Here is a 22802-nt window from a genome sequence, read left to right as displayed (position 1 = left end):
AAAATGATAATCACGACACAAATTGATTATGGTTTCATTCAGTTTATAATCGTATAATACTTTATCTAGTCAAAAAAATAAACTAGTTTTTTTTATTTTTTTTGTAAATTATTTTTCCATCAATCATAGTTAGTACAGGCTTGGCTAAATAATGGAAAGGATGATGAGTCCATAGCACGAGATCGGCGTCTTTTCCAACCTCGATGCTTCCAATTCTATCCTCTAAACGCAAATTTCGTGCTGGGAATATGGTGATTCCTTCTAGTGCTGTTTTCTCGTCTAACCCTTCTCTTACTGCAACAGCAGCGCAAACATTTAAATATTGAATGGGTGTATAAGGATGATCTGTTGTGATAGAAACTTCCACACCATTTTTTGATAATATATGGTAAGTATCCCATGTTTTATTTTTTAGTTCGATTTTAGAACGGCGTGTCAGAGTGGGACCAACTGAAACCTTCAAATTGTGTTTTGAAAGTTCTTCAACAATAAAGTGTCCTTCTGTGCAATGTTCAATACGTAAATCGAGATTGAATTCTGTTGCAAAGCGTAGAGCAGAACTAATATCATCTGCTCGGTGAGCGTGGATACGTACGGGTATTTCACGACGTAATGCTTTTAGAATAGGAAGCATTCGAAAATCAGCTTCGTGCCCGTAATGTTGTGCTTCATAGAATGATTCCCGAAGTAACCCCATAATTCCCATACGTGTAATGGATTCTTTTGTTCCATTACTATGGACTTTTTTAGGATTTTCTCCAAAGGCAATCTTTAAACCAGCAGGTTCTTGAATAATCATATGATCAATACAAGTTCCAGCTGTTTTTATTACACAAGTAGTACCCCCGATAATATTTTGACTGCCAGGCATAACGTGAACGGTTGTAATTCCGTTTTGTACAGCGTCTTGAAAGGCAATATCGAAAGGATGGATTCCATCTAAAGAACGAATATGTGGTGTTGAAACTTCAGATGTTTCATTGGCATCATTTCCAGCCCAACCAGTACCTTCATCATAGAGACCAAGGTGAGTATGGACATCAATAAAGCCAGGTAAGAGATGGAGTGCTCGTGCATCTATAACGGTCATATCTTGAGTAGGTGGAATAAAAGGTTTGACCTCGGTAATTCGCTCTCCTGTAACGAGTACATCTCCTTGAAACTTTTGAGATGTAATAGGGTATACAATGGCTTGTTTGAGCAATATTTTCATAGGTACCTCATTTCTGTTACTTTATAATGCTAATGGAAGTTAAGGGAAAGTAACTGAAAGGTTATTTGTGTGGTAATGCTTCGGATCCTAGAAAATGAAAGTTTTGAAAGAGCCCATGTAAAATTGTGTTTTAGAAGTACTACATTGTATGCGAAAGTATATTTTGTAATGCATGGTCTATTTCTGGAAATGTGTATTGGTATCCATGTTCAATTGCTTTAATGGGTAATACACGTTGCCCTTCTAGTACAAGTATGCTCATTTCACCTAATAAAGTTTGAATGATAAAAGAAGGTACAGGCAACCAATGGGGCTTTTTCATTATAGTTGCAATGGTTTCTCCAAATTCCTTCATTCTTATAGGTGTTGGTGCTGTCATATTAAGAGGACCATCAATTTCTTTTTTGTGTATGATGAAATCCATCATACGAACGACATCGTCTATATGAATCCATGATAACCATTGCTTCCCAGAACCAATGGTGCCGCCGATATAGAATTGATAGGGAAGTAGCATTTTTGGAAGAGCTCCTTCATTTGCACCTAATACAACTCCAAATCTTGCGTAGATTGTTCGTATTCCGAGAGAACGTGCTTTAGATGCTTCTTGTTCCCATGAATATACTGTATTTGCTAAAAAGTCATTTCCAGGAGTCTCATGCTGTTCTGTAAAAGACTCTATTTCAGACGTTCCATAGTATCCAATAGCACTTGCGTTAATAAATGTGTGTGGCTTTGTATGGAGTCCCTGCAATTGTTTAATGAGTCCTTTTGTTGTTTGAATTCTACTGTTTAAAATGGCTTTCTTTTGTTGCTTTGCCCATCTACTATTAATAGACTCTCCCGCTAGATTAATAACTACATCAATAGAAGAGAGGGGGAAGGTTTGTAAATCTGGTGTCCATTGAACGTACTGAAGGTTAGGATCGGAAGTTTCAGTAGTTTTTTTTCGTGTGAGAATGTAAACAGTATATCCTTTTTGAATAAAAAAAGTAGAAAGGGATTTACCGATAAAGCCTGTACCACCAGAAATTGCGATTTTCACAAGTATTTCCTCCTCATTATATATATTCTTGAAAAGAAAAAATGTTCCTCGACTATGTTAAAATAATAGAGAGGTGAGAGTATGGCTGTCATTACAAAAATAGAAGTACAAAAACGATCGAAAGAACGATTTAATATTTATATTGATAAAGGTCAAGGCGAAGAGTACGGATTTAGTGTGGATCAAGTAATCTTAATAAAACATGGATTACAAAAAGGCTTAGAAATTGATGAAATCGAGTTAGGAAATATTTTGTACAATGAAGAAGTGCAAAAAGCATATTTACAAGCAATCTCCTATTTATCCTATCAAATGAGAACAAAACAAGAAATAGAAGATTTTTTACGAAAAAAAGAAGCGGGACAGGCCATCATCTCTGAAGTCGTTTCGAAATTATTACATGACCGATATATTAATGATAAAGAGTATGCTGTTTTATATACGCGAACGCAAAGTAATGTGAATCGAAAAGGTCCAACTGTTATTAAAAGAGAGTTATTAAATAAAGGTGTTCAGGATTTAATTATTACACATAGTTTACAAGAATATCCGAAGGAAAAGCAAATTGAGAATGCCTTGTTTCTCATAGAGAAGAAGAAAAAATCTTATCAAAAACATTCTTTTTTACAAATGAAACTAAAGTTAGATGAGATGCTTGTTCGAAAAGGATATTCTAGAGAAGTAATTCAAATTTGTTTGGAAGAATTGAAAGACGAAAAAGATGACGAAAAGCAACAAGAAGCGTTACACTATCATGGGAATAAATATTATGAGAAATATAAGAAGCATGATGGATGGACATTTGAAAACAAGATGAAACAAGCGTTATATCGAAAAGGATTCTCTATTGATGAAATCGAGATATTTTTGCAAATGAAACGCGAAGAGGAATGAGGAGAATAAGATGAATATGCCAAAACGCTACAGTGAAATGACACCGCATGAGCTAAGAGAAGAAATTGGCGCTTTGAAGGAGCAAGCAGTAAAAGCGGAGCAGCTTGGGATTGTCAATGAATTTGATGTATTAATGAGAAAAATGGCAATGGCTCGTGCTTATATGACGGATATAAACAAATTCCGTATTGGTGAAACATATGAATTAGTAGAAGAACCTGGTGTATTATTTAAAATTACGTATTTCAATGGGGTATTTGCTTGGGGATATAAGCAAAATGATAATGAAGAGATTGGCATACCAATTTCCTTATTGCAAGAAAAATAAAAACCAGAGAGCATATATCTCTCTGGTTTTCATCTTTGGTAGGCGTTAAAGGAGATAGGAGATTCTAAAATTGGCGTTTTTTACATTCATTTGCCAATATAATGAGAGACTGGGTTTGTTGCGTCTGTCCGTTAACTTGCGCTTTCGCATGTTTTGGACGAGTCCACGTATGGTTAAATAATTCAGAACGACTATCTAAGCGATCACGGTAGCTCATCTTTATCACCTCGTGTAGGAAGTTAATTTAATTTGTACTACTCTTCCTGCTGATTTGCAGCACGCATACGTTCTTGTGGGTGCGTGTTAATTGTGCCGTTAGGTCGTTTCGAAGCGAAGCGTGATTTCGCTTTCGGTTGACCGTCGATTTTGCTGTTGTTTTTTGACTCAGACCAAAATTCGGCTTGTTTACCCATTACGAACGCCCTCCTCATTATCGGTTGATACCTCTTTAAGAAGTATCAATTATAGAATGTGCAAAATTGAAGAAACTATCCTTTAGAAATGAAGGGATAAATAGGTAAAAGGAGATTATAATATGAATGATATTTATGAAACATTAACGAAAGAATTATTAGACAAGAATGACAAGCTTTCTTACGCACAAGCTCGTGCGTGGGTTGAGTTACTATGGGAAGATTTTCAAACAACTTATGCAAAATCAGGTCGTTATCAAGGCGATGAAATGACGGAACAAGTGGTACGATCATGGATTAATAATCATGGTGTACGCCTTCATGAAATGCGTACAAATAATCCGAAGTATAGTCATTTAATTAATCAAGAAGATCATTTGAAACATTAAAAAAAGCGACTTAAGTCGCTTTTTTTAATGTGGAAGTAATTCCAGTTTTTTTCGAAGCTTTTCTTCACTAAAGATCCATCCTGTATAGGAACTAATAATATTTAAATTGTGGTCGAGCTGAACGATTGCAACAAATGGATAATAATCTTTACTTCGATATCGTAAATCAATGAATCGTACTTCATAATAATGGTCATGATCAAAAATATCCCAGCGATATACAGGAGAGAAAGATAGAAAGGCCGAGATGTTTTCATCTTGTTTAGCTGCTCGCATAATATTATTGTCTGGGAACGGTACCCGATCGAACTTATCATATATCATGATGTTACCACGGTGCCATCTCGCAACGTAGTAATAATCAGCCGTAACGATTGCTAAATGGTAATGGTAAAATCGGTAAGAAGGAGAAATGATAATCTTTTCGACATTTTTGAAACGTTTGTGTACAACGCTTCTTATATTTCTGTGCATCATAATCCGTCCGATATAGTAAACAATCATTAATATATATGCCGCTAAAGCTGTATATCCCTTATGAGAACCGACGAGCATGCAAGCAATTGCAAGTATATGGATAAAGAAAATTACGGTATCGAATGTATTAATTATGCCAAGTGCGACCCATTTTTTTGTGAAAGGTCGTAATGCTTGTGTACCATAGGCGTTGAAAATATCTACAAAGACGTGAAGAAAGACGGCAATAAATGACCAAAGTAGTAGATGAAGATATGGAGCTTCTGAAAAGAAGGCGAAAGAGATGCCACTTATAAGGAATGACCAAAGAATTACCGCGGGAATAGAATGAGTAATCCCACGATGATTTCTTATATATTTAGCGTTATTACGCAATTTTAAAACTGTGTCAATGTCAGGAATGTTGGAACCAGCAATTGTAGCAAGCATAACAGCTTGGGGGCCAATATCACTTTGTGCTATGGCTGGATCTAATGTTGCTAAGCTACCTAAAGTGATACCCATAACAAGGTGAGTGGCTGTGTCCATAGAAATCCACCTCCGTTTTTTTTATTAATGTAACTCTTTTTATTCGATACCTCAAGTCCTTTGCCTTCTATTTCCTATGTCATCTTACTTAAATTTTTTCCTAAAATCTTTATAATAGTACTTATATGCAAAAAAATGAGGGGGATCAAGTTTGACACTTGAAATACTAAACAATTTTAATATAGAGCAGTTTCAAAATGATTTAATTGGTTGGTTTGAAGAAGAACAGCGTGACTTACCGTGGAGAAAGAATAAAGATCCATACCGCGTTTGGGTTTCTGAAATTATGTTGCAGCAAACAAGAGTAGAAGCTGTAAAACCATATTACGCAAATTTTATGGGGAAGTTTCCTACACTTGAAGCGTTAGCGAACGCAGATGATGAAGAAGTATTAAAAGCATGGGAAGGTTTAGGATATTATTCTAGAGCACGTAATTTACATGCGGCAGTAAAAGAGGTAAAAGAAGTATACGGCGGGGTTGTACCAAGTGATGTAAAGAAAATTGAAAAGTTAAAAGGAGTAGGACCATATACAAAAGGTGCTATTTTAAGTATCGCATATGGCATACCAGAGCCGGCAGTTGATGGAAATGTTATGCGTGTGTTATCTCGTATTTTATCAGTATGGGATGATATTGCAAAACCAAAGACTCGAAAAGTTTTTGAAGAGATTGTGCGTGAAATTATTTCAGTAGAAAACCCATCTTATTTTAATCAAGGATTGATGGAATTAGGTGCATTGATTTGTATTCCTAAAAATCCATCGTGCTTACTTTGTCCTGTGCGTGAGCATTGCAGAGGATATGCTGAAGGTGTTCAAAAAGAATTACCAGTAAAAAGTAAAGCGAAAGCTCCTAAAATGGTACCTATTGTTGCAGGCGTACTTCAAACTGAAGACGGTCGTTACGTTATTAATAAACGTCCAAGTACAGGTTTGTTAGCTAACATGTGGGAGTTTCCTAATGCTGAACTTGGAGAAGGTATTCGAAATCAGAAGGAACAGCTTATAGATTATATGAAAGAAAAATTTGAGCTCGAGGTTTCTATTGATGAATACGCAATGAATGTACAACATACGTTTACACATCGTACTTGGGATATATTTGTATTTTACGGAAAAGTAACTGGTAATATTGTTGATACAGATACATTAAAATTTGTATCGAAAGAGGTATTTGAGCAATTACCTTTCTCAAAATCACACCGTACTATTTATGAAAATTGTGTGGAGAAAATTACAATGCAATAAATAAAAAAGTGTTCCCAATCTAGGGAACACTTTTTTAATCGTAAGAAATTTTTGTCCCATGAGTCCAACTAGCTTCACCTTCTTGTAAGCCGCCTCTTGATTCGATTTCTACTACAATTTCTTTGTAAATACTTTGCCCTTCTACATTTAAATAAGGCAGAACCTGTTGTAGTGAGTGATGAAAATAAGCTAATTCATCTTCTTTCCATTCATTTTTTGAAATCATCGTTAGTTCAGTCATATCGCGTCCTATATACATATTTCCACCTCCATTTCTTATAGTTTGAATAAGTAACAAAAGATATATGCGGAAATTATTCAAAAGAAAATTACGGATAGCTTCTAAGTGAATTGGTTACATTATTGATTGTGGAGGTGAGAAAGATGAGTAAAAAACAACAAGGTTATAACAAGGCAACTTCTGGTGCTAGCATTCAAAGTACAAATGCTAGTTATGGTACAGAGTTTGCGACTGAAACAAATGTACAAGCAGTAAAACAAGCAAACGCACAATCAGAAGCAAAGAAAGCACAAGCTTCTGGCGCACAAAGTGCAAACGCTAGTTATGGTACAGAATTTGCAACTGAAACAGACGTGCATGCTGTGAAAAAACAAAATGCTAAGTCAGCTGCAAAACAATCACAATCTTCTAGCTCAAATCAGTAATGAAAGAAAAACACTTCTCTAATTCGGGAGAAGTGTTTTCTTTTTGCGTGGATCGTTGTAATGAAAAGAAAGCGAACGACATAACTTCTAATAAGTCAACAAATGTAGTCAAAGGAGAAGGAAGTTAACAATTAGAATTATGTAATTAGGAATAATAACTGATGAATAAGTCCAAAAGGGGGCAAGTAATGAACGATTTTGATAAGTTGGTAGGGGAGCAATTAGAGACGATGGATGAGTTGTTAAAGTTACAAGCACATCTAGAGAAGTATCAACAAATCGAAATGAATGAAAAAGATACGTGCGATAAAAAAGAACTGCATTTTATCCGCCAGGAAATATATAGAACAGAAGTAGCTTTGAAGATGTTACATGAGAAATTTGAAGAACAAACGAATAGTGTAATTCAATCTTTTGCAACTGAAAAAATGATTTCAAATTTAGGATAAGATATATTGTTATCTTCAGGTGAAAAGTCCTTCTTTGTATGGAAATAGAGAAGGGCTTTTTCTATTACATGTCCTCGCTTATAAATAATGCAGTACAATCCCTATCTCTTAAGAAGAGTTGGGGCATAGTATTCAACGATAAACCTCCTGCATATTCAGTTTGAAAAATAGAGTCTTATCCCTTTAGTTTTAAAATTTCGACAAAAAAGTTATAATAGAAAAAAAGTGAATGCCGTTCAAAGGGCATTTGCAGTTGAAAGAAGGGAGCATATATGGGATTTCCCAAAGAAGGAGAAAAAGTACAAATACATAGTTATAAACATAATGGCTCCATTCATAGAATGTGGGAAGAAACAACAATTTTAAAAGGGACACAGAGTCTTGTAATCGGAGCGAATGATCGTACAGTAGTTACAGAATCGGATGGCCGAACATGGATTACTCGTGAACCAGCAATTTGTTATTTTCATGCCAACTATTGGTTTAATGTGATTGGGATGCTTAGGGAAGATGGCGTATATTATTATTGTAATTTAAGCTCACCTTTTGCGTATGATCCTGAAGCATTAAAGTATATTGATTATGATTTAGATATTAAAGTATATCCAGATATGACATATACGCTTCTAGATGAAGATGAGTATGAAAAACATAGTGAAATTATGCAGTATCCACCTGTTATTGATACAATTTTAAAACGAAATGTAGCACATTTAACACAGTGGATTCATCAAAGAAAAGGTCCATTTGCACCAGATTTCGTAGATATGTGGTATGAACGATATTTAATGTACAGAAATTAAAACAAACCTGCAGGGGGCTTCCCGGCAGGTTTGTCCTATTAGAGGGGGGATTATGTGCAAGGCATAAAAAGATATTTACAATTTGTTAAACCATATCGATGGCTTATTGCTATTACAATTATTATTGGACTAGTTAAGTTCGGTATCCCACTTATTATGCCGTGGTTATTAAAGTATATTATCGATGATGTAATTCAAGGCGCTGGCTCACTTCAAGATAAAACATCTCAATTAATAACAGCGATTGGAATTGCTTTCTTTATTTTTGCGGTATTAAGACCACCGATTGAATATTATCGTCAATATTTCGCCCAACGTATCGCAAATACAATACTGTATGATTTGCGGAAGCATATTTTCGGTCACTTACAAAAGTTAAGTTTACGTTATTACTCCAATACAAAAACAGGGGAGATTATTTCGCGTGTCATCCATGATGTAGAACAAACGAAAGATTTTGTAATTACTGGTTTGATGAACGTCTGGTTAGATACTGCAACAATTGCTATTGCTATCATTGTTATGTTTTCTATGAATATAAAATTAACATTTGTTGCGTTATTGATTTTACCTATTTATGTAATTGCAGTGAAATATTTTTTCGGACGTCTTCGGAAATTGACGAAAGAGCGTTCACAAGCGTTAGCGACGATGCAAGGGTATTTGCATGAACGTATTCAAGGAATGCAAGTGACACGTAGCTTTGCGTTAGAAGAGTATGAGGGGAAGCAGTTTGAAAAAAGAAATAATGAATTTTTAACGAAAGCATTAACCCATACAAGTTGGACGGCAAGAACATTTTCGGCAGTAAACACGTTAACCGATTTAGGTCCGTTACTTGTGATTGGTTTTGCAGCATATGAAGTAATTCAAGGGCAGTTAACGCTAGGAACGATGGTAGCTTTTGTTGGATATATGGATAGTTTATATAGTCCGCTTCGCCGCCTTGTTAATTCATCTACAACATTAACACAATCTTTTGCATCGATGGACCGTGTGTTTGAACTGTTAGATGAAAAATACGATATTGTTAATGTACCAAATGCTGTACAAACGAAAAAATTAAATGGAGAAATTGTATTTGACAATGTTTCTTTTCGTTATAATGCAGATGAAAAAGAGATATTACACAACTTGTCATTAACTATGCAACCTGGAGAGAAAGTAGCGCTTGTAGGAGCGAGTGGGGGAGGAAAGTCATCTCTTGCTAGTTTGATCCCGCGTTTCTATGATGTTTCTGAAGGCACGGTTTATGTAGATGGCATAGATGTAAGAAAGTATAATATGAGAAATTTGCGTAGTCATATTGGAATTGTACTGCAAGATAATTTATTGTTTAGCGATACAATTGGAGCTAATATTTTATATGGAAATCCGAAGGCTACAGAGAAAGAGGTGATTGCAGCTGCTAAAGCTGCGCAAATTCATGATTTTATTATAGACTTACCAGATGGTTATAATACTGTCGTTGGAGAACGTGGTGTGAAGCTATCGGGCGGGCAAAGACAACGCGTGGCAATTGCACGAGTGTTTCTAAAGAATCCTTCGGTACTTATATTAGATGAAGCAACTTCAGCATTAGATTTAGAAAATGAAAGGTATATTCAAGAGGCGCTTCAGACGTTAGCTGCTGACCGGACAACGATTATAATTGCACATCGATTAGCGACGATTACGCATGTTGATACGATTATTTACATTGAAGACGGTGAGATTAAAGAGACTGGTTCTCATGAAGAGTTAATGCGAAAAAGAGGATTTTATTACAATTTATATCAACTTCAACATATAACAGAAACAGCTCCTTTAGCATAAAAGGAGCTGTTTTTTATTCGTCTTCTTTTTTATCATCGATTTGGAGTTCTTTTTCTGGTTTATGGTATGTGTAGAAGCTATCTACAAGCAAATCTAAATGCTCTACTTCTTCACTATAGTTAATGATGGAAGAAATAAGAGGGAAGAGATGTAACCATGTTTTATATGCTTCTTCATCGTCTTTATTTTGATATTCCATAAAGATATCAATTAATTCTTGTTTACCTGTTTCAACTTCATCAAGCATTTCAACTGATTGTTGTTTTTTTGCTTTACCAATAAATTTTAATAAAACTTGTTCATGATAATGCGTTAATGAGTCAAGTTCGTTTTGGATAGATTCCTGAAATTCTTCCGGCATATAGCGCAGTTCATTTTCAGTACGGTGTAATGATTTTAACGTACTTAAAGCACGGCTTGTTGTCGCTAACATTTGTCTGAATAAAACGAGCTTACGAATTTTTGCGAACTTTACTTTTTTCGTGTAGCTTCTTTCTTCTTTATACAGCAAATAGTAATGGTTTAGTTTGATCATTTTTTCTTTCATACGATCAATATCAGTTTTTAGCGTTGTAAAATCAGAAGCCTGCCTGCTATTCATTCGAATCCATTTTACAATTTCTTCTGTATTATCAACGATACGATGATAAAGTTTTGTTTCATATTTTGGCGGCATAAATACTAAATTTACAAGTGAAGCCGCAATAATACCAATCATAATCGTCGCAAATCGAAGTAAGGCAAAACTAAAGAAATCTTCGCCTTGATACTCCATAATGGCGATAACTGTTACTAAAGCAATTGATATTGTGTTTTCTAATCGTAATTGTAATGTAAGAGCAATTACTAATATACATGTTAATCCAATAATAAAAGGATTATGTCCAAAAGCAGTAGCAAATGCGATAGCAAATATCGCACCAATTACATTTGCTTGAATTTGTTCAAGTGCTGTTAAATAAGAACGGTATACAGACGGTTGGACAGCAAAGATAGCTGAAATTCCCGCAAATACCGGACTCGGTAATTGAAGTAAAATACAAGCAAATAAAGCTAACGTGATGGCAATACCCGTTTTTAAAATGCGAGCACCAAGTTTCATACCCTTAATAAGATCCTTTCTCTTGTCATAATGAATGTACAACATGATACTATACATTCATTACAATATGTTAGCAAGTGATATTTTAGTGACGTTAAAAGAAATTAGTGTTCATTTTATCCCGCTAATTGTGAGTAGTAAGATTCACGCCTCAAAATTCAGAAGCTGGATGCCGGTAAACGTCCGATTGGTGTAGGCTAATTAAAGTTTCACTTTATAATTTTTCCTAATTCCTTTTAAACATCAGTTTTTAGTAAAAAAACCTGCTGAATTTCAGCAGGTCTCAAATTGTTACTATAGATTACTATGAGAAGCGTACTTCGTCAATTTTTTCTTAATAATGAAAATTACTCATTTTACTCTGTTGAGATAGATGGATCTGCCTGTTCTTTTTTCGGGATAATCTCAAAAAACTTGTTCTGTATATCATCTAATAATGGTGTTAACAAAGCAACTTCCTCATATTGCTCGTGCTCGTTTAGTACACGAATATAGTCTAGCAATAATTCAGTTACATCTTTCAAACCATTTTTACTAATTGGTTGTAATGTAACATTTGCGCCTTTTGCGATTCTTCTTTTTAAGGCCTGTTCTGTTAAGCCTAAGTTTGAATCACGGCGCAAATAAACAACACCGCCAGTCATGCCAGCGCAAATCCATGGACCAGGGTCACCTAAAACAAGCGCTCGCCCATTTGTCATATATTCAAAAGCAAAACCTTTAATATTGGAGTATGCACCTATATTTCCTTGCTCTTTTTCACGGAGTGGTTTTGTTATTCTACCTCCAATTATCATGTCTGCCCCAGAAAGGCGAATGCCAGCGCGAGCATCAGCGTTCCCTTGCACGTATAGTGCCCCTTTTTGTGCACCATATCCAAATCCTTTTCCGACAGAACCGTTATAATATACTCCGTCTTTTCCTTTTGATTTCGTTATATAAATCCCACCACCAAAGGAAGTTTTACCAATGCCATCTTGTGCGCCGCCATTTACGTGTATAAATAAATTTTCACTATTGTAAGCACCTAACCCATTTCCGGGAATAGAACCATTCGTATACTTTAATGTAAGTGGTTCAAGTTGAGTAGCTTCATATAGTTTACTGCGAACGCGATAACATGATTCTAGACCACCCATAACGCGTTGCTCTACACCAACGCCTACCAATTCTTTTGAGTCAGCGGAATGAACTGTCTTAAATTGTTTTTCCGGTACGCCTTCTGTTGTTGTAACAGATGGATGTTCTATTATTTGTAGTAAATTACGTAAGTTTAATAAATTTTCGCCTCGAACTTGCTCTAATAAATCAGAACGCCCAACAATTGCTTGTAAATTTGTATAACCAAGCTGTCCTGTTAATCGTTTTAGTTCTACACCGAAAGAGGTGAATAAATTTAGCAGGCCAGCAACTGCGCTTTCTAATTCGCGTGGGACGAAGCGGCGTAACCCATGTTCTTTTGCTTGTGCTTCAGACTCGATTTGTGTCGCAATTCCAACATGGCAAGTATCTAGATGGCACCCACGGCAAGTAGTACAGCCGATTGCAATCATTGATAGTGTGCCAAATCCAATACGGTTTGCTCCGAGGAGCATGATTTTCAAGGCATCATTTACACTTCGAATACCACCATCTGCCCAAATCTCTACTTTATGTCTCATGCTTGCTTCTAATAAAGCGTTGTGAGCGGCTTTAACACCAATTTCTACAGGGAGACCTACATGCTGCAATGCGTGAATACGTGCAGCGCCTGTTCCGCCATCGAATCCGCTAATGTTAATAAAATCAGCGCCAGCTTTGGCGATACCGACAGCAATTGTTCCGATATTAGGAACAACAGGGACTTTCACGGCTACTTTGGCAAGTTGATTAGCTGTTTTAATTTCTGTAATCATTTGAGCTAAATCTTCAATTGAATAAATATCATGGTTATTAGAAGGTGAAATTAAATCTGAGCCGATTGTCGCATTACGTGCTTCAGCGATTTTGGCTGTCACTTTTGAACCAGGTAAATGCCCACCTTCCCCAGGCTTTGCGCCTTGACCGATTTTGATTTCAATTAAGTTTGATGAGTTTAGTAGTTCGGCATTTACTCCAAATCGCCCAGATGCCACTTGTTGTCCACGTGTATGTGGATATTTTCCAATCATATCTTTAATTTCGCCGCCTTCACCGTTCAAGCTAATCATATTTAGCTGATCGGCTGCTTCTGCATATGCGCGAAAGGCAATTTCGTTTTGAGAACCAAATGACATAGAACTAATAATAAATGGTAAATTATGATTTTTGATGCCGATAGATACTTCTTCAGTTGGAACGACATGTTTTGTTTGTTTCGTTTGAACAAGGTGTCTGATTGCAATTGGATTATTCTCTTCTAGTTCACTTAACTTGTCACGGTAATCATCATAAGAATTTCCTTTTGCAACATCGCCGATTGCTTTCCAAATTCGCGGGAATATATGAAATGATTTTCGCATTCTAATTTTAGGATTGTTATAATCCTCTGCTCGTATTTTTGCATCTTCAACAAGTGATTCAAGTGAAAAGGCTAAATCATTTGAACCGAAGAAATTTGTAATCTGTAATATATTTGCGATTTCTTCATGTAACCCAATAGATGAATAGAGACGTCCGTAACCACGTAACTCATGAATTCCAATTGTTGAAATGACTTTTTCTAATCCTTTATTAAGTGCATTATATAGATTCGTAATTGGTGTTTTTGTTCCATCATTTACAGTCGCGAATAATAAATATGGATTAATACCATCTGCTCCTAATCCATATAGCGTGACAATGTCATGTAAGGAGCGAAGAGCACCAGAACGTATAACGAGAGAACAATTGCGGCGTAATTTATTTTCACTTAATGCTTGATGTACTTTAGCAGTAACTAAATGTGGATCAATCCACAATCGTTCATTTAGATGGGCTTTTGCGTCATCTAATACTAGTAGGGAAGCGCCATTGTTAACAGCAGCTATCGCTTCAGAACTAATGCGGCTTAATGCGCATTGCAGAGTTTCTGACGAGCTGAATGTAGCAGAGATTGTGGCGATAGAGTTATGAGTCTTAAATAGCTCTATGAGTTGTTCGTACGTAATTGTGTGTAATTCCTCTGCAATAGGTTGTGCCACGCTGCCTTCTAAAATAATTGGTGAAAGCATTTCAACTACAAATGGCCGTTTTGCGCCGCTTAATAAACTTGGACGCTCTCCAAGTACAGTACGTGTAGAGAAGTGTTCAATTTCACGGTCACGATCAATTGCAGGGTTTGTAACAACAGCTACACTTTCTTTAATAAAGTCAGCGATATTTCGTCTATCAGTATCGAGTGCGGCAAGTGGTGAGTCATGCCCAAGTGAGCGTATTGGCTCAACGCCTTTTGTTGCCATCTGTTCAAGAAGTTGAATATGTTCTCGGTCCCATCCGAAAGCGACGTATTGTTTCGTTTCAACTTGAACAGAATCACATAGCCCTTGGATTTTTTTCGTTTCAGGGATAGATAAATTTAAATGGTAATTGGTAGTATCAATTCGCTTTTTAAAACGGTTATATACTTGGATTTGATATTTGTCATATTCATAAAGAACAAGTTCATCTTGTTCATTCCATTTTAATCCGACTTTTTCTCCAGGAGCGAGTGGTTTTGGTTCTGCTACATATTTAGTTGGTGATACAACTCCAGGTTCAGAGGAGAAAATATAAGAGCTCTCTGTCTCTACTTTCCATACTGGGCGTAATCCAAGGGAATCAACGCTGAAAACAGCTTCATCTTTAAAACGGGAAATGATGCCAGCTGGTCCTTGTGCAAAATGTCCCCATGCTTCACGTATATACGTATATAAATCTTGTAAAGGTGTTTCATAAAGTTTAATTTCATTAATAATTGGTGGGAATAGAATTTCCATTGCTTCAAATAAGCTGTAGCCGTATTGAACAAGTAGGGTTTCTAAGGTGCGGTTTAAATCTTGAGAGTCACTGCCTCCTGCAGTAAGTGGTACATCAATCATTTCAGCTTGATCGCGTAATTTCGCAATTGTGTTAATTTCACCATTATGTCCGAGAATGCTAAATGGTTGTACACGAAAAAAATTAGATAATGTATTAGTAGAGTAGCGGTTATGTCCTAATGTCATAGTTGAAGCGATAAGCGGATGTTGTAAATCATTATAGTAGGCAACAAGCGTATCACCAGCACCTAGAACTTTATATACAACATGATCATGACTTAATGAAGCAACATGAATTGCTTCGTTTTCCTCTATTTTTATTGTGACAGAAAATAATGTTTGCTCAATATTTGTAATTTCGTTTTCTGCGATAAGGGCAACTTGCCAAAATAAAGGTTCTTCTTGTTTACCAAGTGGACCGAGCGCATCTGAGTTTGTTGCATCATCACTTTCGAAAATGATTGCAAAGTTTTTGTTGTTTAATTGCGTACGAATATAATCTTTTAAGGCAGTAATGTTTTCTTTTTTATTTAGAAAAAAATGTCCAACGATAAAGTGGGGATGATCCACAATCGTTGGATTATATCCGCTACTTTTTAGTTTTTCATTCCAAAGCGTTTTTGGTATATCAATGTGAATGCCGATGCCATCGCCCTCGCCATTAATGAAACCAGCTCTATGATTCATTTTGACGAGTGATTGTATGCAAAGGTCAATGTTTTCTTTTGTAGCAATTTTTCGTTTCTCCATAACGGAAACGATTCCACACGCATCATGTTCTGCATTTCTATAATCTCGAAATAAAGACGGTGTCCATGTATTTTTTTTATTGAGCATCCGTCAATCCCCCCTCTTGTAAAAGTTAGAATAATCTTACTATTTAAGGTGCAAATCACCTTGTACACAGAGATAGTAATGCTGTAAAAGAATATAAAACAGATAATTATGAATAATTATACTATTAATGCGTGATTTATGAAATAGAAAAAAGGAAAAAAGAAAGGTGAGCTTTCTTTTTTCCTTTTAATGAAGGGATTATTTATTGTCTGCTAGGGCAGCAAATGCTCTGCCGACAGCTTCGATTGTATATTCAATATCTTCTTTTGTATGTTCTGTAGTTAAGAACCATGCCTCGTATTTAGAAGGTGCTAAGTTAACTCCTTCTTGAAGCATAAGCTTGAAGAATTTACCGAACATTTCACCGTCTGTATCTTGTGCGGCATCGTAATCTTCAATTGTATTAGTTGTGAAGTATACAGTTAAAGCCCCTTTTAGACGATTTAATGTAATGTCGATATTATGTTTCGCTGCTTGCTCTAAAATTCCTTTTTCAAGCATTGCACCAAGTTCATCTAATTTCTCATAAAGCCCTTCTTGTTGAAGTACTTCTAGACAAGCGATACCTGATGCCATAGAAGCAGGGTTTCCTGCCATTGTACCAGCTTGGTATGCAGGTCCAAGCGGAGCAACTTGTTCCATAATTTCTTTCTTACCACCGTAAGCACCGATTGGTAAGCCGCCGCCAATAACTTTACCAAGCGCTGTTAAGTCGGGTGTAACACCAAGTAAGTCTTGAGCACCGCCGTACATAAAGCGGAAAGCAGTAATAACTTCATCATAAATTACTAGTGCGCCAGCTTCGTGAACAAGTTCATTCACTTTTTCAAGGAATCCAGGTTTAGGCTCTACAATACCGAAGTTTCCAACGATCGGTTCTACAAGGATAGCTGCTACTTCATGACCCCATTTATCTAAAGCTTCTTTTAAAGTTTCTACATTGTTAAATGGAACGGTAATAACTTCTTGTGCGATACTTTGTGGTACGCCAGCTGAGTCAGGAGTTCCTAAAGTAGAAGGGCCAGATCCAGCTGCCACAAGTACTAAATCAGAATGACCGTGGTAACAACCAGCAAATTTCATGATTTTTGTGCGACCTGTATAAGCACGAGCAACACGAATCGTTGTCATCACTGCTTCTGTACCAGAGTTTACGAAACGGACTTTATCTAATGCAGGCATTGCTTCTTTTAACATTTTTGCGAATTTTACCTCTAGCGCTGTTGGTGTTCCATAAAGTACCCCATTTTCAGCAGCTGTTGTAATTGCTTTTGTTATATGCGGATGAGCATGTCCAGTAATAATAGGGCCGTATGCTGCTAAATAATCGATATATTTATTTCCGTCTACATCCCAGAAATAAGCGCCTTTCCCACGTTCCATAGCAACAGGAGCGCCGCCGCCAACTGCTTTAAAAGAACGAGAAGGACTGTTAACACCGCCAACGATATGCTCTAAAGCTTCTTTATGTAATGCTTCTGACTTTGTGAAATTCACTACAATTCATCTCCTTACAAAAATCTATGTATTATTCTAACATGTTTTTCGAAAAGACGTATTGTTTGTGATAGCGAAGGCAGTTGGGTAAACTATTCGTTGTGACATTTAGGAGGGGGGTCCGATTATGAAATCGGTAATTGAGGTACAAGGGTTACGTAAAGAGTTTACAGCCTATTCAAGTCGTCCGGGCTTAAAGGGTGCATTTCGCGATTTATTAAACCGTAATTATAAAATAGTACCAGCAGTAAATGATGTATCTTTTGCTGTAAAGCAAGGTGAAATGGTTGGTTATATCGGTGAGAACGGTGCTGGTAAATCAACAACAATTAAAATGCTTACGGGGATTTTAACTCCGACATCAGGGCAAATCACAGTAAATGGAATGAACCCACATAAACAAAGAGAAGAATTTGTAAGAACAATTGGTGTTGTTTTTGGACAGCGTTCGCAACTTTGGTGGGATATTGCAGTACAAGAATCGTTTCGTTTATTAAAGAAAGTGTATGGTGTATCAGACGCTCAGTATAAGGAGCATATGGAACACGTAATTGAAACGTTAGATATAGGGCCCTTATTAGATAAACCAGTTCGAAAATTATCTCTTGGTCAAAGGATGCGTTGTGAATTAGCGGCAGCCTTAATTCATAATCCACCGTTATTATTTTTAGATGAGCCAACAATTGGGTTAGATGTACTTGTGAAATTGAAAATACGTGAATTTTTAAAAGAAATGAATGAACGTTATAAAACAACAATTTTATTAACAACACACGATATTACTGATATTGAAGCTTTATGTGAGCGCGTTATCATGCTGGATGAAGGAAATATTATGTATGACGGTTCTTTAAATAATCTTCGTACGCAGTGGGGAGCGGAGAAGGAAATTCACTTTCAGTTTGTTGCACCAGTTTCCTATCAGGCTTTATCAATGGTTATGCCAGATAATCATGTCGTTTGGTCGAAAGCAAAAGAGGAAAATGCATGGGTTGCAAAAATTCCGAATGAAGAAGTTATTATTTCAATGCTTATTTCTAAAGTAGTACAAGCCTTTCAAATTAAAGATTTAAAAATTAACGAAGTGTCTACAGAGGAAATTATTCGTAACATTTATGAAGAAGGTATTACGCATGGGTAAGTATATTGAAATGATTCGAATTCGCTTTTTAATGATGCTTGCGTATCGTACAAATTACTATAGCGGGATTTTAATTTATACGATTAATATCGGTGCTTACTATTTTTTATGGCAAGCAATTTATAGCGGAAAAGAGAATATTGAAAGTTTATCTATTTCGCAAATGACCACGTATATCGCAATCGCGTGGATGGCACGTGCCTTCTATTTTAATAATATAGATAGGGAAATTGCGATGGAGATTCAAGAAGGACGTGTGGCTGTAGAATTAATTCGTCCGTATAACTATTTGGGAATGAAAGTTATGCAAGGTCTTGGCGAGGGAATATTCCGTTTTGCCTTCTTTTCCATTCCAGGCATGGTTATCGTTACGTTATTATTTTCGTTGCAAATTACAACAAATTTTCAAACGTGGTTATATTTCTTCTTATCTTTAATATTTAGTTTTATTATTAATACACAAATTAATTTAATGACGGGAATGCTTACGTTTTTCCTATTTAATAATAGTGGGATTATGTATGCAAAACGCGTTGTTATTGATTTATTTTCAGGTCTATTATTACCAATTAGTTTTTATCCGCTATGGGCCCAAAAAGCAATGATGTTTTTACCGTTTCAGGCTATTAGTTATATTCCAAGTATGATTTTTTCTGAAGGTATACAGGGGAGTAAGTTGTATGAGGCTTTAGTATTTCAAGTGATTTGGGCGATTGTACTTATTATTCCAATTGTACTCATGTGGAGAACGGCGAGAAAACGTCTAATTGTACAAGGGGGATGATGAGATGCTATATATAAACTTATTTTTACAATATGCAAGTCAATATATAAAAACAAAATTGGAGTATCGAGGCGATTTTATCGTTGGTTTACTTTCTGATTTATCGCTTCAAGCAGTTAATTTAATATTTATTCTCGTTGTATTTGGGCATACACAAGCATTGAAGGGATGGAGTCGAGAAGAAGTAATCTTTATTTATGGTTTCTTTTTAGTACCATTTGCCATCTTTTCAGCTTTCTTTAATATATGGGATTTTAATGATCGATACATTATTAAAGGGGAGATGGATCGTGTATTAACGCGGCCGATCCATAGCCTATTTCAAATTATATTAGAAAGAATGGAACTTGAATCTTTAATTGGAGCTATTACAGGGATTGTTGTAATGGGATATGCAGCTGTGGAGTTACAATTATCTTTTTACTGGTATGATTTCTTCTTATTTATATTGATGGTAGGAGGAGGAGCACTTGTATATGGAGGTATATTTGTTACGCTGGCGAGCCTTGGTTTTTGGTCGGATGCGAAAAGTTCAATTATGCCTCTTATGTATAACATAGGTAATTACGGGCGCTATCCTGTTAATATTTATAATCGTGTAATTCGTTTCATTTTAACGTTTGTTTTACCGTTTGCGTTTGTTGGAGTATATCCAGCGGCATACTTTTTAAGAAAAACAGAATGGAATAGTTATGCATTTGCGACGCCAATTGTTGGTGTTATCTGTTTTACGATTGCAATCACCCTCTGGAACCAAGGAGTAAAAAGGTATCGTGGCGCGGGTAATTAATTATAGAAGCTTGTTCGTTTCTAAGGGATAAATCAGTTCTCCACCTCATACATATAAAATGAGGTGGAGGACATGTTATGGGGATTTATTCTATTAATTGCAGCAATCGCTATTTTGAAAAGTGTCCAATTATTATGGAGTTCCTATTCGGATTCAACGCGTTTTTTTTCGCTCTATAATTTGGCCACATTATTTTTAATCTATACAACAGTACTAATCGCATTTGGATTAAGTTACGTTGTATTAGAGGAAATGGGTTTCGCAGTTTTGAAAGAGGACGGAGAAAGTTTGAACGCTCATTCTTTTCAACTCGTCGAAGTTTGTTTATATTTTAGCGCAGTTACTTTATTGTCTGTTGGATATGGTGACATATCTCCGATTGGAATGGGGCGATGGATTGCAATCGCAGAAGCGCTAATTGGATATACACTCCCTTTTGCTTTTGTGATGAGGTCTGTAATAGACAATGAAAAATAAGGAAGCATTTGTTATAGTAAAGGAAAAGAGTAGGAGTGATAACTATGATTACAGTAGGAGAAATGGCACCAGAATTCACATTAGAGGGAAGTAACGGAGAAGAAGTTCGCCTAGCTGATTTCCGCGGTAAAAATGTAGTTCTCTATTTTTATCCGAAAGATATGACGCCAGGGTGTACAACTGAAGCATGTGATTTTCGTGATGCGTATGGAGTATTTCAAGAGAAGGATACGGTTATTCTTGGAGTAAGTCCTGATTCAGCGAATAGACATTTGAAATTCATTGAGAAACATGAATTGCCATTTACACTTTTAGTAGATGAAGATCATAAAGTAGCAGAGTTATACGATGTTTGGAAGTTAAAAAAGAACTTTGGGAAAGAGTATATGGGAATCGAGCGTTCTACATTCCTTATTAATAAAGACGGTGAACTTGTAAAAGAGTGGCGTAAAGTGAAAGTGAAAGGACATATTGAGGATGTTCTTTCTTATATAAAATAAATCTACATTGGAGATAAAATATGCAGAAACAAGGCAAGTGTCTATACATATTTTACTGCCTTACATAAAGTGGAAGTGTAGGGCATACCTCCTCAGATGATAGTATTCCAAGTGCGATTATGTCGCACTTTTTTCTATGGAATATATGAAGAAAAAAGGGAAAGATACATAAAAACAAGTCCTGAATATAAAAATAAACTACATACTTATAGTAGAAATATTGACGATTTATAAGAAAAGGAGTACACTCTTTATAAGAATTATAAAATAATAATCCGTATAGAATCGGGGTGCATGACGGTGGTCAAAGAAGAATTAAAAGAAGCGCTAGAAATGCTGAAAAATACGGGTGTACGCATTACTCCACAGCGTCATGCTATTTTAGAGTACCTTGTGGAATCAATGACGCACCCAACAGCGGATGATATTTATAAAGCATTAGAAGGTAAGTTTCCAAATATGAGTGTTGCAACTGTCTATAATAACTTACGTGTGTTTAAAGAGGTTGGACTTGTAAAGGAATTAACTTATGGAGACGCTTCAAGTAGATTTGATTATGTTACAAGTCAACATTATCATGTGATTTGCGAAAAATGTGGTAAGATTGTTGATTTTCCTTATGGAGGCTTGGAAAAGCTGGAAGAGGAAGCTGCGAAAACGACAGGCTTCGTTATCAATAGTCATCGCTTAGAAATTTATGGCGTTTGTCCAGAGTGTCATAAGGCGTAATATATAATAAAGAAAGAGGCTGACGGCTATACGTCAGCCTCTTTCTTTATTATATAAGGATTAGCGTGAGGTTAATCGGGATTTACAGTGCTAAGTTAGTAAGAAGGGTTAGATAAAAGTTTGTCGAATTTACTTTGTATTGGTGGAAATGAATTCTTGGAGGGGACATTTTGAAGAAATATGAGATTAAAAATAACATTCCAACATTGGAAGAATATAAATATTTATGTGATTCTGTGGGATGGACTAACTATATGAACTTTGAGGTGGCGGAAATATCACTTCAAAATTCGATTTACTGTATAACAGTCAAGGATAATAATCAAATCATCGGCATGGGGAGAATTGTTGGTGATGGGGCTATCTATTTCTATATTCAAGATATAGTGGTTCATCCAGAGTATCAAAAGAATGGCATTGGAAAGAAAATAATGAATACTTTAGTAGAATACTTAAATGGGAATGCTCCAGATAAAGCATTCATTGGTTTGTTTGCGTCGCAAGGTAAAACATCATTCTACGAAAAATATGATTTTAAAGATTATTCGCCTAATATGACAGGGATGTTTGCTGTTATTTCGAAAAAATAGGTGTAATAAATTTAATAAAATAATTAAAAAGTTGATTTTTTAAGAAATCAACTTTTTAATGAGTTGAAACGTTTGTAGTGTTGCAAATTCGTATTTCCCTTGATACTTATGATTTATAACTCCTCTTATT

General features: G+C 35.9%; 26 protein-coding genes (1 of these 26 running past the window's edge). 16 read left to right on the top strand and 10 right to left on the bottom strand.

Annotated elements, in window-relative coordinates:
* Positions 1-82: 82 nt before the first annotated feature.
* Positions 83-1213, bottom strand: a complete 1131-nt coding sequence (locus MKY38_RS19750; protein WP_000698314.1) for an amidohydrolase — start codon at positions 1211-1213, stop codon at positions 83-85.
* Between the two features lie 139 nt (positions 1214-1352).
* A complete protein-coding gene (locus MKY38_RS19745) occupies positions 1353-2258 on the bottom strand; it encodes a TIGR01777 family oxidoreductase (protein WP_341049506.1) in 906 nt (301 codons plus the stop codon).
* A gap of 81 nt (positions 2259-2339) precedes the next feature.
* Between MKY38_RS19745 and recX the strand changes: the two genes are divergently transcribed.
* Both recX and MKY38_RS19735 read left to right on the top strand, forming a co-directional pair.
* Positions 2340-3152: a recombination regulator RecX gene (recX, locus tag MKY38_RS19740; protein ID WP_000268500.1), complete on the top strand. Its 813-nt coding sequence runs from the start codon at positions 2340-2342 to the stop codon at positions 3150-3152.
* 10 nt (positions 3153-3162) lie between these two features.
* Complete coding sequence (locus tag MKY38_RS19735; protein ID WP_001057024.1) at positions 3163-3480, top strand: YfhH family protein; 318 nt, start codon at positions 3163-3165, stop codon at positions 3478-3480.
* A 64-nt stretch (positions 3481-3544) separates the two neighbouring features.
* On the opposite strand, the gene MKY38_RS19730 is transcribed toward MKY38_RS19735, so the two are convergent.
* Together MKY38_RS19730 and MKY38_RS19725 are read right to left on the bottom strand one after the other, a co-directional pair.
* Positions 3545-3697: a YpzG family protein gene (locus MKY38_RS19730; protein WP_000122093.1), complete on the bottom strand. Its 153-nt coding sequence runs from the start codon at positions 3695-3697 to the stop codon at positions 3545-3547.
* Between the two features lie 37 nt (positions 3698-3734).
* Positions 3735-3893: a small, acid-soluble spore protein K gene (locus tag MKY38_RS19725; RefSeq protein ID WP_000517891.1), complete on the bottom strand. Its 159-nt coding sequence runs from the start codon at positions 3891-3893 to the stop codon at positions 3735-3737.
* Positions 3894-4015: 122 nt separating this feature from the next.
* Here MKY38_RS19725 and MKY38_RS19720 point away from each other — a divergent pair, with 122 nt between their 5' ends.
* Positions 4016-4282 (top strand): YfhJ family protein, encoded by a 267-nt coding sequence (locus MKY38_RS19720; RefSeq protein WP_000998166.1) that lies wholly within the window; start codon positions 4016-4018, stop codon positions 4280-4282.
* A 24-nt stretch (positions 4283-4306) separates the two neighbouring features.
* On the opposite strand, the gene MKY38_RS19715 is transcribed toward MKY38_RS19720, so the two are convergent.
* Entirely contained in the window at positions 4307-5287 is a 981-nt protein-coding gene (locus MKY38_RS19715; protein ID WP_114555803.1) for a metal-dependent hydrolase, read from the bottom strand.
* Positions 5288-5438: 151 nt separating this feature from the next.
* Between MKY38_RS19715 and mutY the strand changes: the two genes are divergently transcribed.
* Positions 5439-6536, top strand: coding sequence for an A/G-specific adenine glycosylase (mutY, locus tag MKY38_RS19710; protein ID WP_000171397.1), 1098 nt, complete (start codon positions 5439-5441; stop codon positions 6534-6536).
* A gap of 34 nt (positions 6537-6570) precedes the next feature.
* Here the strand turns inward: mutY and MKY38_RS19705 are convergent, their stop codons facing one another.
* Positions 6571-6795, bottom strand: coding sequence for a hypothetical protein (locus MKY38_RS19705; RefSeq protein ID WP_000275436.1), 225 nt, complete (start codon positions 6793-6795; stop codon positions 6571-6573).
* Between the two features lie 125 nt (positions 6796-6920).
* On the opposite strand from MKY38_RS19705, the gene MKY38_RS19700 reads away from it, so the two are divergent.
* The 5 genes from MKY38_RS19700 to MKY38_RS19680 all read left to right on the top strand — a co-directional run bounded on the left by MKY38_RS19700 (position 6921) and on the right by MKY38_RS19680 (position 10269).
* A complete protein-coding gene (locus MKY38_RS19700) occupies positions 6921-7202 on the top strand; it encodes a gamma-type small acid-soluble spore protein (protein WP_000039035.1) in 282 nt (93 codons plus the stop codon).
* The gene (locus tag MKY38_RS19695) at positions 7202-7330 is read left to right on the top strand and encodes a hypothetical protein (RefSeq protein WP_001986079.1); all 129 of its coding nucleotides are present in this window, start codon (positions 7202-7204) and stop codon (positions 7328-7330) included. The genes MKY38_RS19700 and MKY38_RS19695 overlap by 1 nt, the downstream gene beginning before the upstream one ends.
* 60 nt (positions 7331-7390) lie before the next feature.
* On the top strand, positions 7391-7651 hold the full coding sequence (locus MKY38_RS19690; RefSeq protein ID WP_000997575.1) for a YgaB family protein: 261 nt from the start codon (positions 7391-7393) through the stop codon (positions 7649-7651).
* A 272-nt stretch (positions 7652-7923) separates the two neighbouring features.
* Positions 7924-8454 carry a nucleoside tri-diphosphate phosphatase gene (gene ntdP / locus MKY38_RS19685; RefSeq protein WP_000506622.1) on the top strand — a complete coding sequence of 177 codons (531 nt, stop codon included), beginning with the start codon at positions 7924-7926 and terminating at the stop codon, positions 8452-8454.
* A 54-nt stretch (positions 8455-8508) separates the two neighbouring features.
* Positions 8509-10269 carry an ABC transporter ATP-binding protein gene (locus MKY38_RS19680; protein WP_001161598.1) on the top strand — a complete coding sequence of 587 codons (1761 nt, stop codon included), beginning with the start codon at positions 8509-8511 and terminating at the stop codon, positions 10267-10269.
* A gap of 13 nt (positions 10270-10282) precedes the next feature.
* Here the strand turns inward: MKY38_RS19680 and MKY38_RS19675 are convergent, their stop codons facing one another.
* From MKY38_RS19675 to hemL, 3 genes are all read right to left on the bottom strand, one after another.
* Positions 10283-11371, bottom strand: coding sequence for an aromatic acid exporter family protein (locus MKY38_RS19675; RefSeq protein WP_000765787.1), 1089 nt, complete (start codon positions 11369-11371; stop codon positions 10283-10285).
* Positions 11372-11727: 356 nt separating this feature from the next.
* Entirely contained in the window at positions 11728-16164 is a 4437-nt protein-coding gene (locus MKY38_RS19670) for a glutamate synthase-related protein (RefSeq protein ID WP_000932758.1), read from the bottom strand.
* 198 nt (positions 16165-16362) lie between these two features.
* Positions 16363-17661: a glutamate-1-semialdehyde-2,1-aminomutase gene (gene hemL, locus MKY38_RS19665; protein ID WP_001011863.1), complete on the bottom strand. Its 1299-nt coding sequence runs from the start codon at positions 17659-17661 to the stop codon at positions 16363-16365.
* A 127-nt stretch (positions 17662-17788) separates the two neighbouring features.
* Between hemL and MKY38_RS19660 the strand changes: the two genes are divergently transcribed.
* The 7 genes from MKY38_RS19660 (at position 17789) to MKY38_RS19630 (ending at position 22672) form a co-directional block, all read left to right on the top strand.
* Positions 17789-18802, top strand: coding sequence for an ABC transporter ATP-binding protein (locus MKY38_RS19660; protein WP_044306600.1), 1014 nt, complete (start codon positions 17789-17791; stop codon positions 18800-18802).
* Positions 18795-19586, top strand: a complete 792-nt coding sequence (locus tag MKY38_RS19655) for an ABC transporter permease (RefSeq protein WP_000521519.1) — start codon at positions 18795-18797, stop codon at positions 19584-19586. Before MKY38_RS19660 ends, MKY38_RS19655 begins: the two co-directional genes overlap by 8 nt.
* Positions 19587-19590: 4 nt before the next feature.
* Positions 19591-20376: an ABC transporter permease gene (locus MKY38_RS19650; protein ID WP_000965773.1), complete on the top strand. Its 786-nt coding sequence runs from the start codon at positions 19591-19593 to the stop codon at positions 20374-20376.
* Positions 20377-20448: 72 nt separating this feature from the next.
* Positions 20449-20853, top strand: coding sequence for a potassium channel family protein (locus tag MKY38_RS19645; protein ID WP_044306598.1), 405 nt, complete (start codon positions 20449-20451; stop codon positions 20851-20853).
* A 44-nt stretch (positions 20854-20897) separates the two neighbouring features.
* Positions 20898-21353 carry a thioredoxin-dependent thiol peroxidase gene (gene bcp, locus MKY38_RS19640; RefSeq protein WP_000633710.1) on the top strand — a complete coding sequence of 152 codons (456 nt, stop codon included), beginning with the start codon at positions 20898-20900 and terminating at the stop codon, positions 21351-21353.
* A 300-nt stretch (positions 21354-21653) separates the two neighbouring features.
* Complete coding sequence (gene perR / locus MKY38_RS19635; protein ID WP_000237829.1) at positions 21654-22082, top strand: peroxide-responsive transcriptional repressor PerR; 429 nt, start codon at positions 21654-21656, stop codon at positions 22080-22082.
* A gap of 170 nt (positions 22083-22252) precedes the next feature.
* Positions 22253-22672, top strand: coding sequence for a GNAT family N-acetyltransferase (locus tag MKY38_RS19630; RefSeq protein ID WP_000759736.1), 420 nt, complete (start codon positions 22253-22255; stop codon positions 22670-22672).
* 106 nt (positions 22673-22778) lie between these two features.
* On the opposite strand, the gene MKY38_RS19625 is transcribed toward MKY38_RS19630, so the two are convergent.
* Positions 22779-22802 carry the 3' end of a YgzB family protein gene (locus MKY38_RS19625; RefSeq protein WP_071732280.1) on the bottom strand. It continues 333 nt past the right edge of the window, so 24 of the gene's 357 nt are visible here — the last part of the coding sequence; the start codon falls outside the window, past its right edge; the stop codon is at positions 22779-22781.

The sequence above is a fragment of the Bacillus sp. FSL R5-0585 genome, assembly GCF_038004545.1.
Lineage (GTDB): Bacteria > Bacillota > Bacilli > Bacillales > Bacillaceae_G > Bacillus_A > Bacillus_A cereus.
Note: the sequence above shows the minus strand (reverse complement) of the source record. Positions and strands in the feature narration are given on the sequence as shown.

Bases quoted from the DNA above. Each gene is read 5' to 3' on its own strand.
- MKY38_RS19720 (WP_000998166.1), top strand. From the start codon at position 4,016: ATGAATGATATTTATGAAACATTAACGAAAGAATTATTAGACAAGAAT.
- ntdP (WP_000506622.1), top strand. From the start codon at position 7,924: ATGGGATTTCCCAAAGAAGGAGAAAAAGTACAAATACATAGTTATAAA.
- bcp (WP_000633710.1), top strand. From the start codon at position 20,898: ATGATTACAGTAGGAGAAATGGCACCAGAATTCACATTAGAGGGAAGT.
- MKY38_RS19725 (WP_000517891.1), bottom strand. From the start codon at position 3,893: ATGGGTAAACAAGCCGAATTTTGGTCTGAGTCAAAAAACAACAGCAAA.
- MKY38_RS19650 (WP_000965773.1), top strand. From the start codon at position 19,591: ATGCTATATATAAACTTATTTTTACAATATGCAAGTCAATATATAAAA.
- MKY38_RS19700 (WP_000039035.1), top strand. From the start codon at position 6,921: ATGAGTAAAAAACAACAAGGTTATAACAAGGCAACTTCTGGTGCTAGC.
- recX (WP_000268500.1), top strand. From the start codon at position 2,340: ATGGCTGTCATTACAAAAATAGAAGTACAAAAACGATCGAAAGAACGA.
- MKY38_RS19675 (WP_000765787.1), bottom strand. From the start codon at position 11,371: ATGAAACTTGGTGCTCGCATTTTAAAAACGGGTATTGCCATCACGTTA.
- MKY38_RS19735 (WP_001057024.1), top strand. From the start codon at position 3,163: ATGAATATGCCAAAACGCTACAGTGAAATGACACCGCATGAGCTAAGA.
- MKY38_RS19715 (WP_114555803.1), bottom strand. From the start codon at position 5,287: ATGGACACAGCCACTCACCTTGTTATGGGTATCACTTTAGGTAGCTTA.
- MKY38_RS19670 (WP_000932758.1), bottom strand. From the start codon at position 16,164: ATGCTCAATAAAAAAAATACATGGACACCGTCTTTATTTCGAGATTAT.
- MKY38_RS19645 (WP_044306598.1), top strand. From the start codon at position 20,449: ATGTTATGGGGATTTATTCTATTAATTGCAGCAATCGCTATTTTGAAA.
- MKY38_RS19730 (WP_000122093.1), bottom strand. From the start codon at position 3,697: ATGAGCTACCGTGATCGCTTAGATAGTCGTTCTGAATTATTTAACCAT.
- MKY38_RS19695 (WP_001986079.1), top strand. From the start codon at position 7,202: ATGAAAGAAAAACACTTCTCTAATTCGGGAGAAGTGTTTTCTTTTTGC.
- MKY38_RS19660 (WP_044306600.1), top strand. From the start codon at position 17,789: ATGAAATCGGTAATTGAGGTACAAGGGTTACGTAAAGAGTTTACAGCC.
- MKY38_RS19750 (WP_000698314.1), bottom strand. From the start codon at position 1,213: ATGAAAATATTGCTCAAACAAGCCATTGTATACCCTATTACATCTCAA.
- MKY38_RS19655 (WP_000521519.1), top strand. From the start codon at position 18,795: ATGGGTAAGTATATTGAAATGATTCGAATTCGCTTTTTAATGATGCTT.
- MKY38_RS19690 (WP_000997575.1), top strand. From the start codon at position 7,391: ATGAACGATTTTGATAAGTTGGTAGGGGAGCAATTAGAGACGATGGAT.
- MKY38_RS19705 (WP_000275436.1), bottom strand. From the start codon at position 6,795: ATGTATATAGGACGCGATATGACTGAACTAACGATGATTTCAAAAAAT.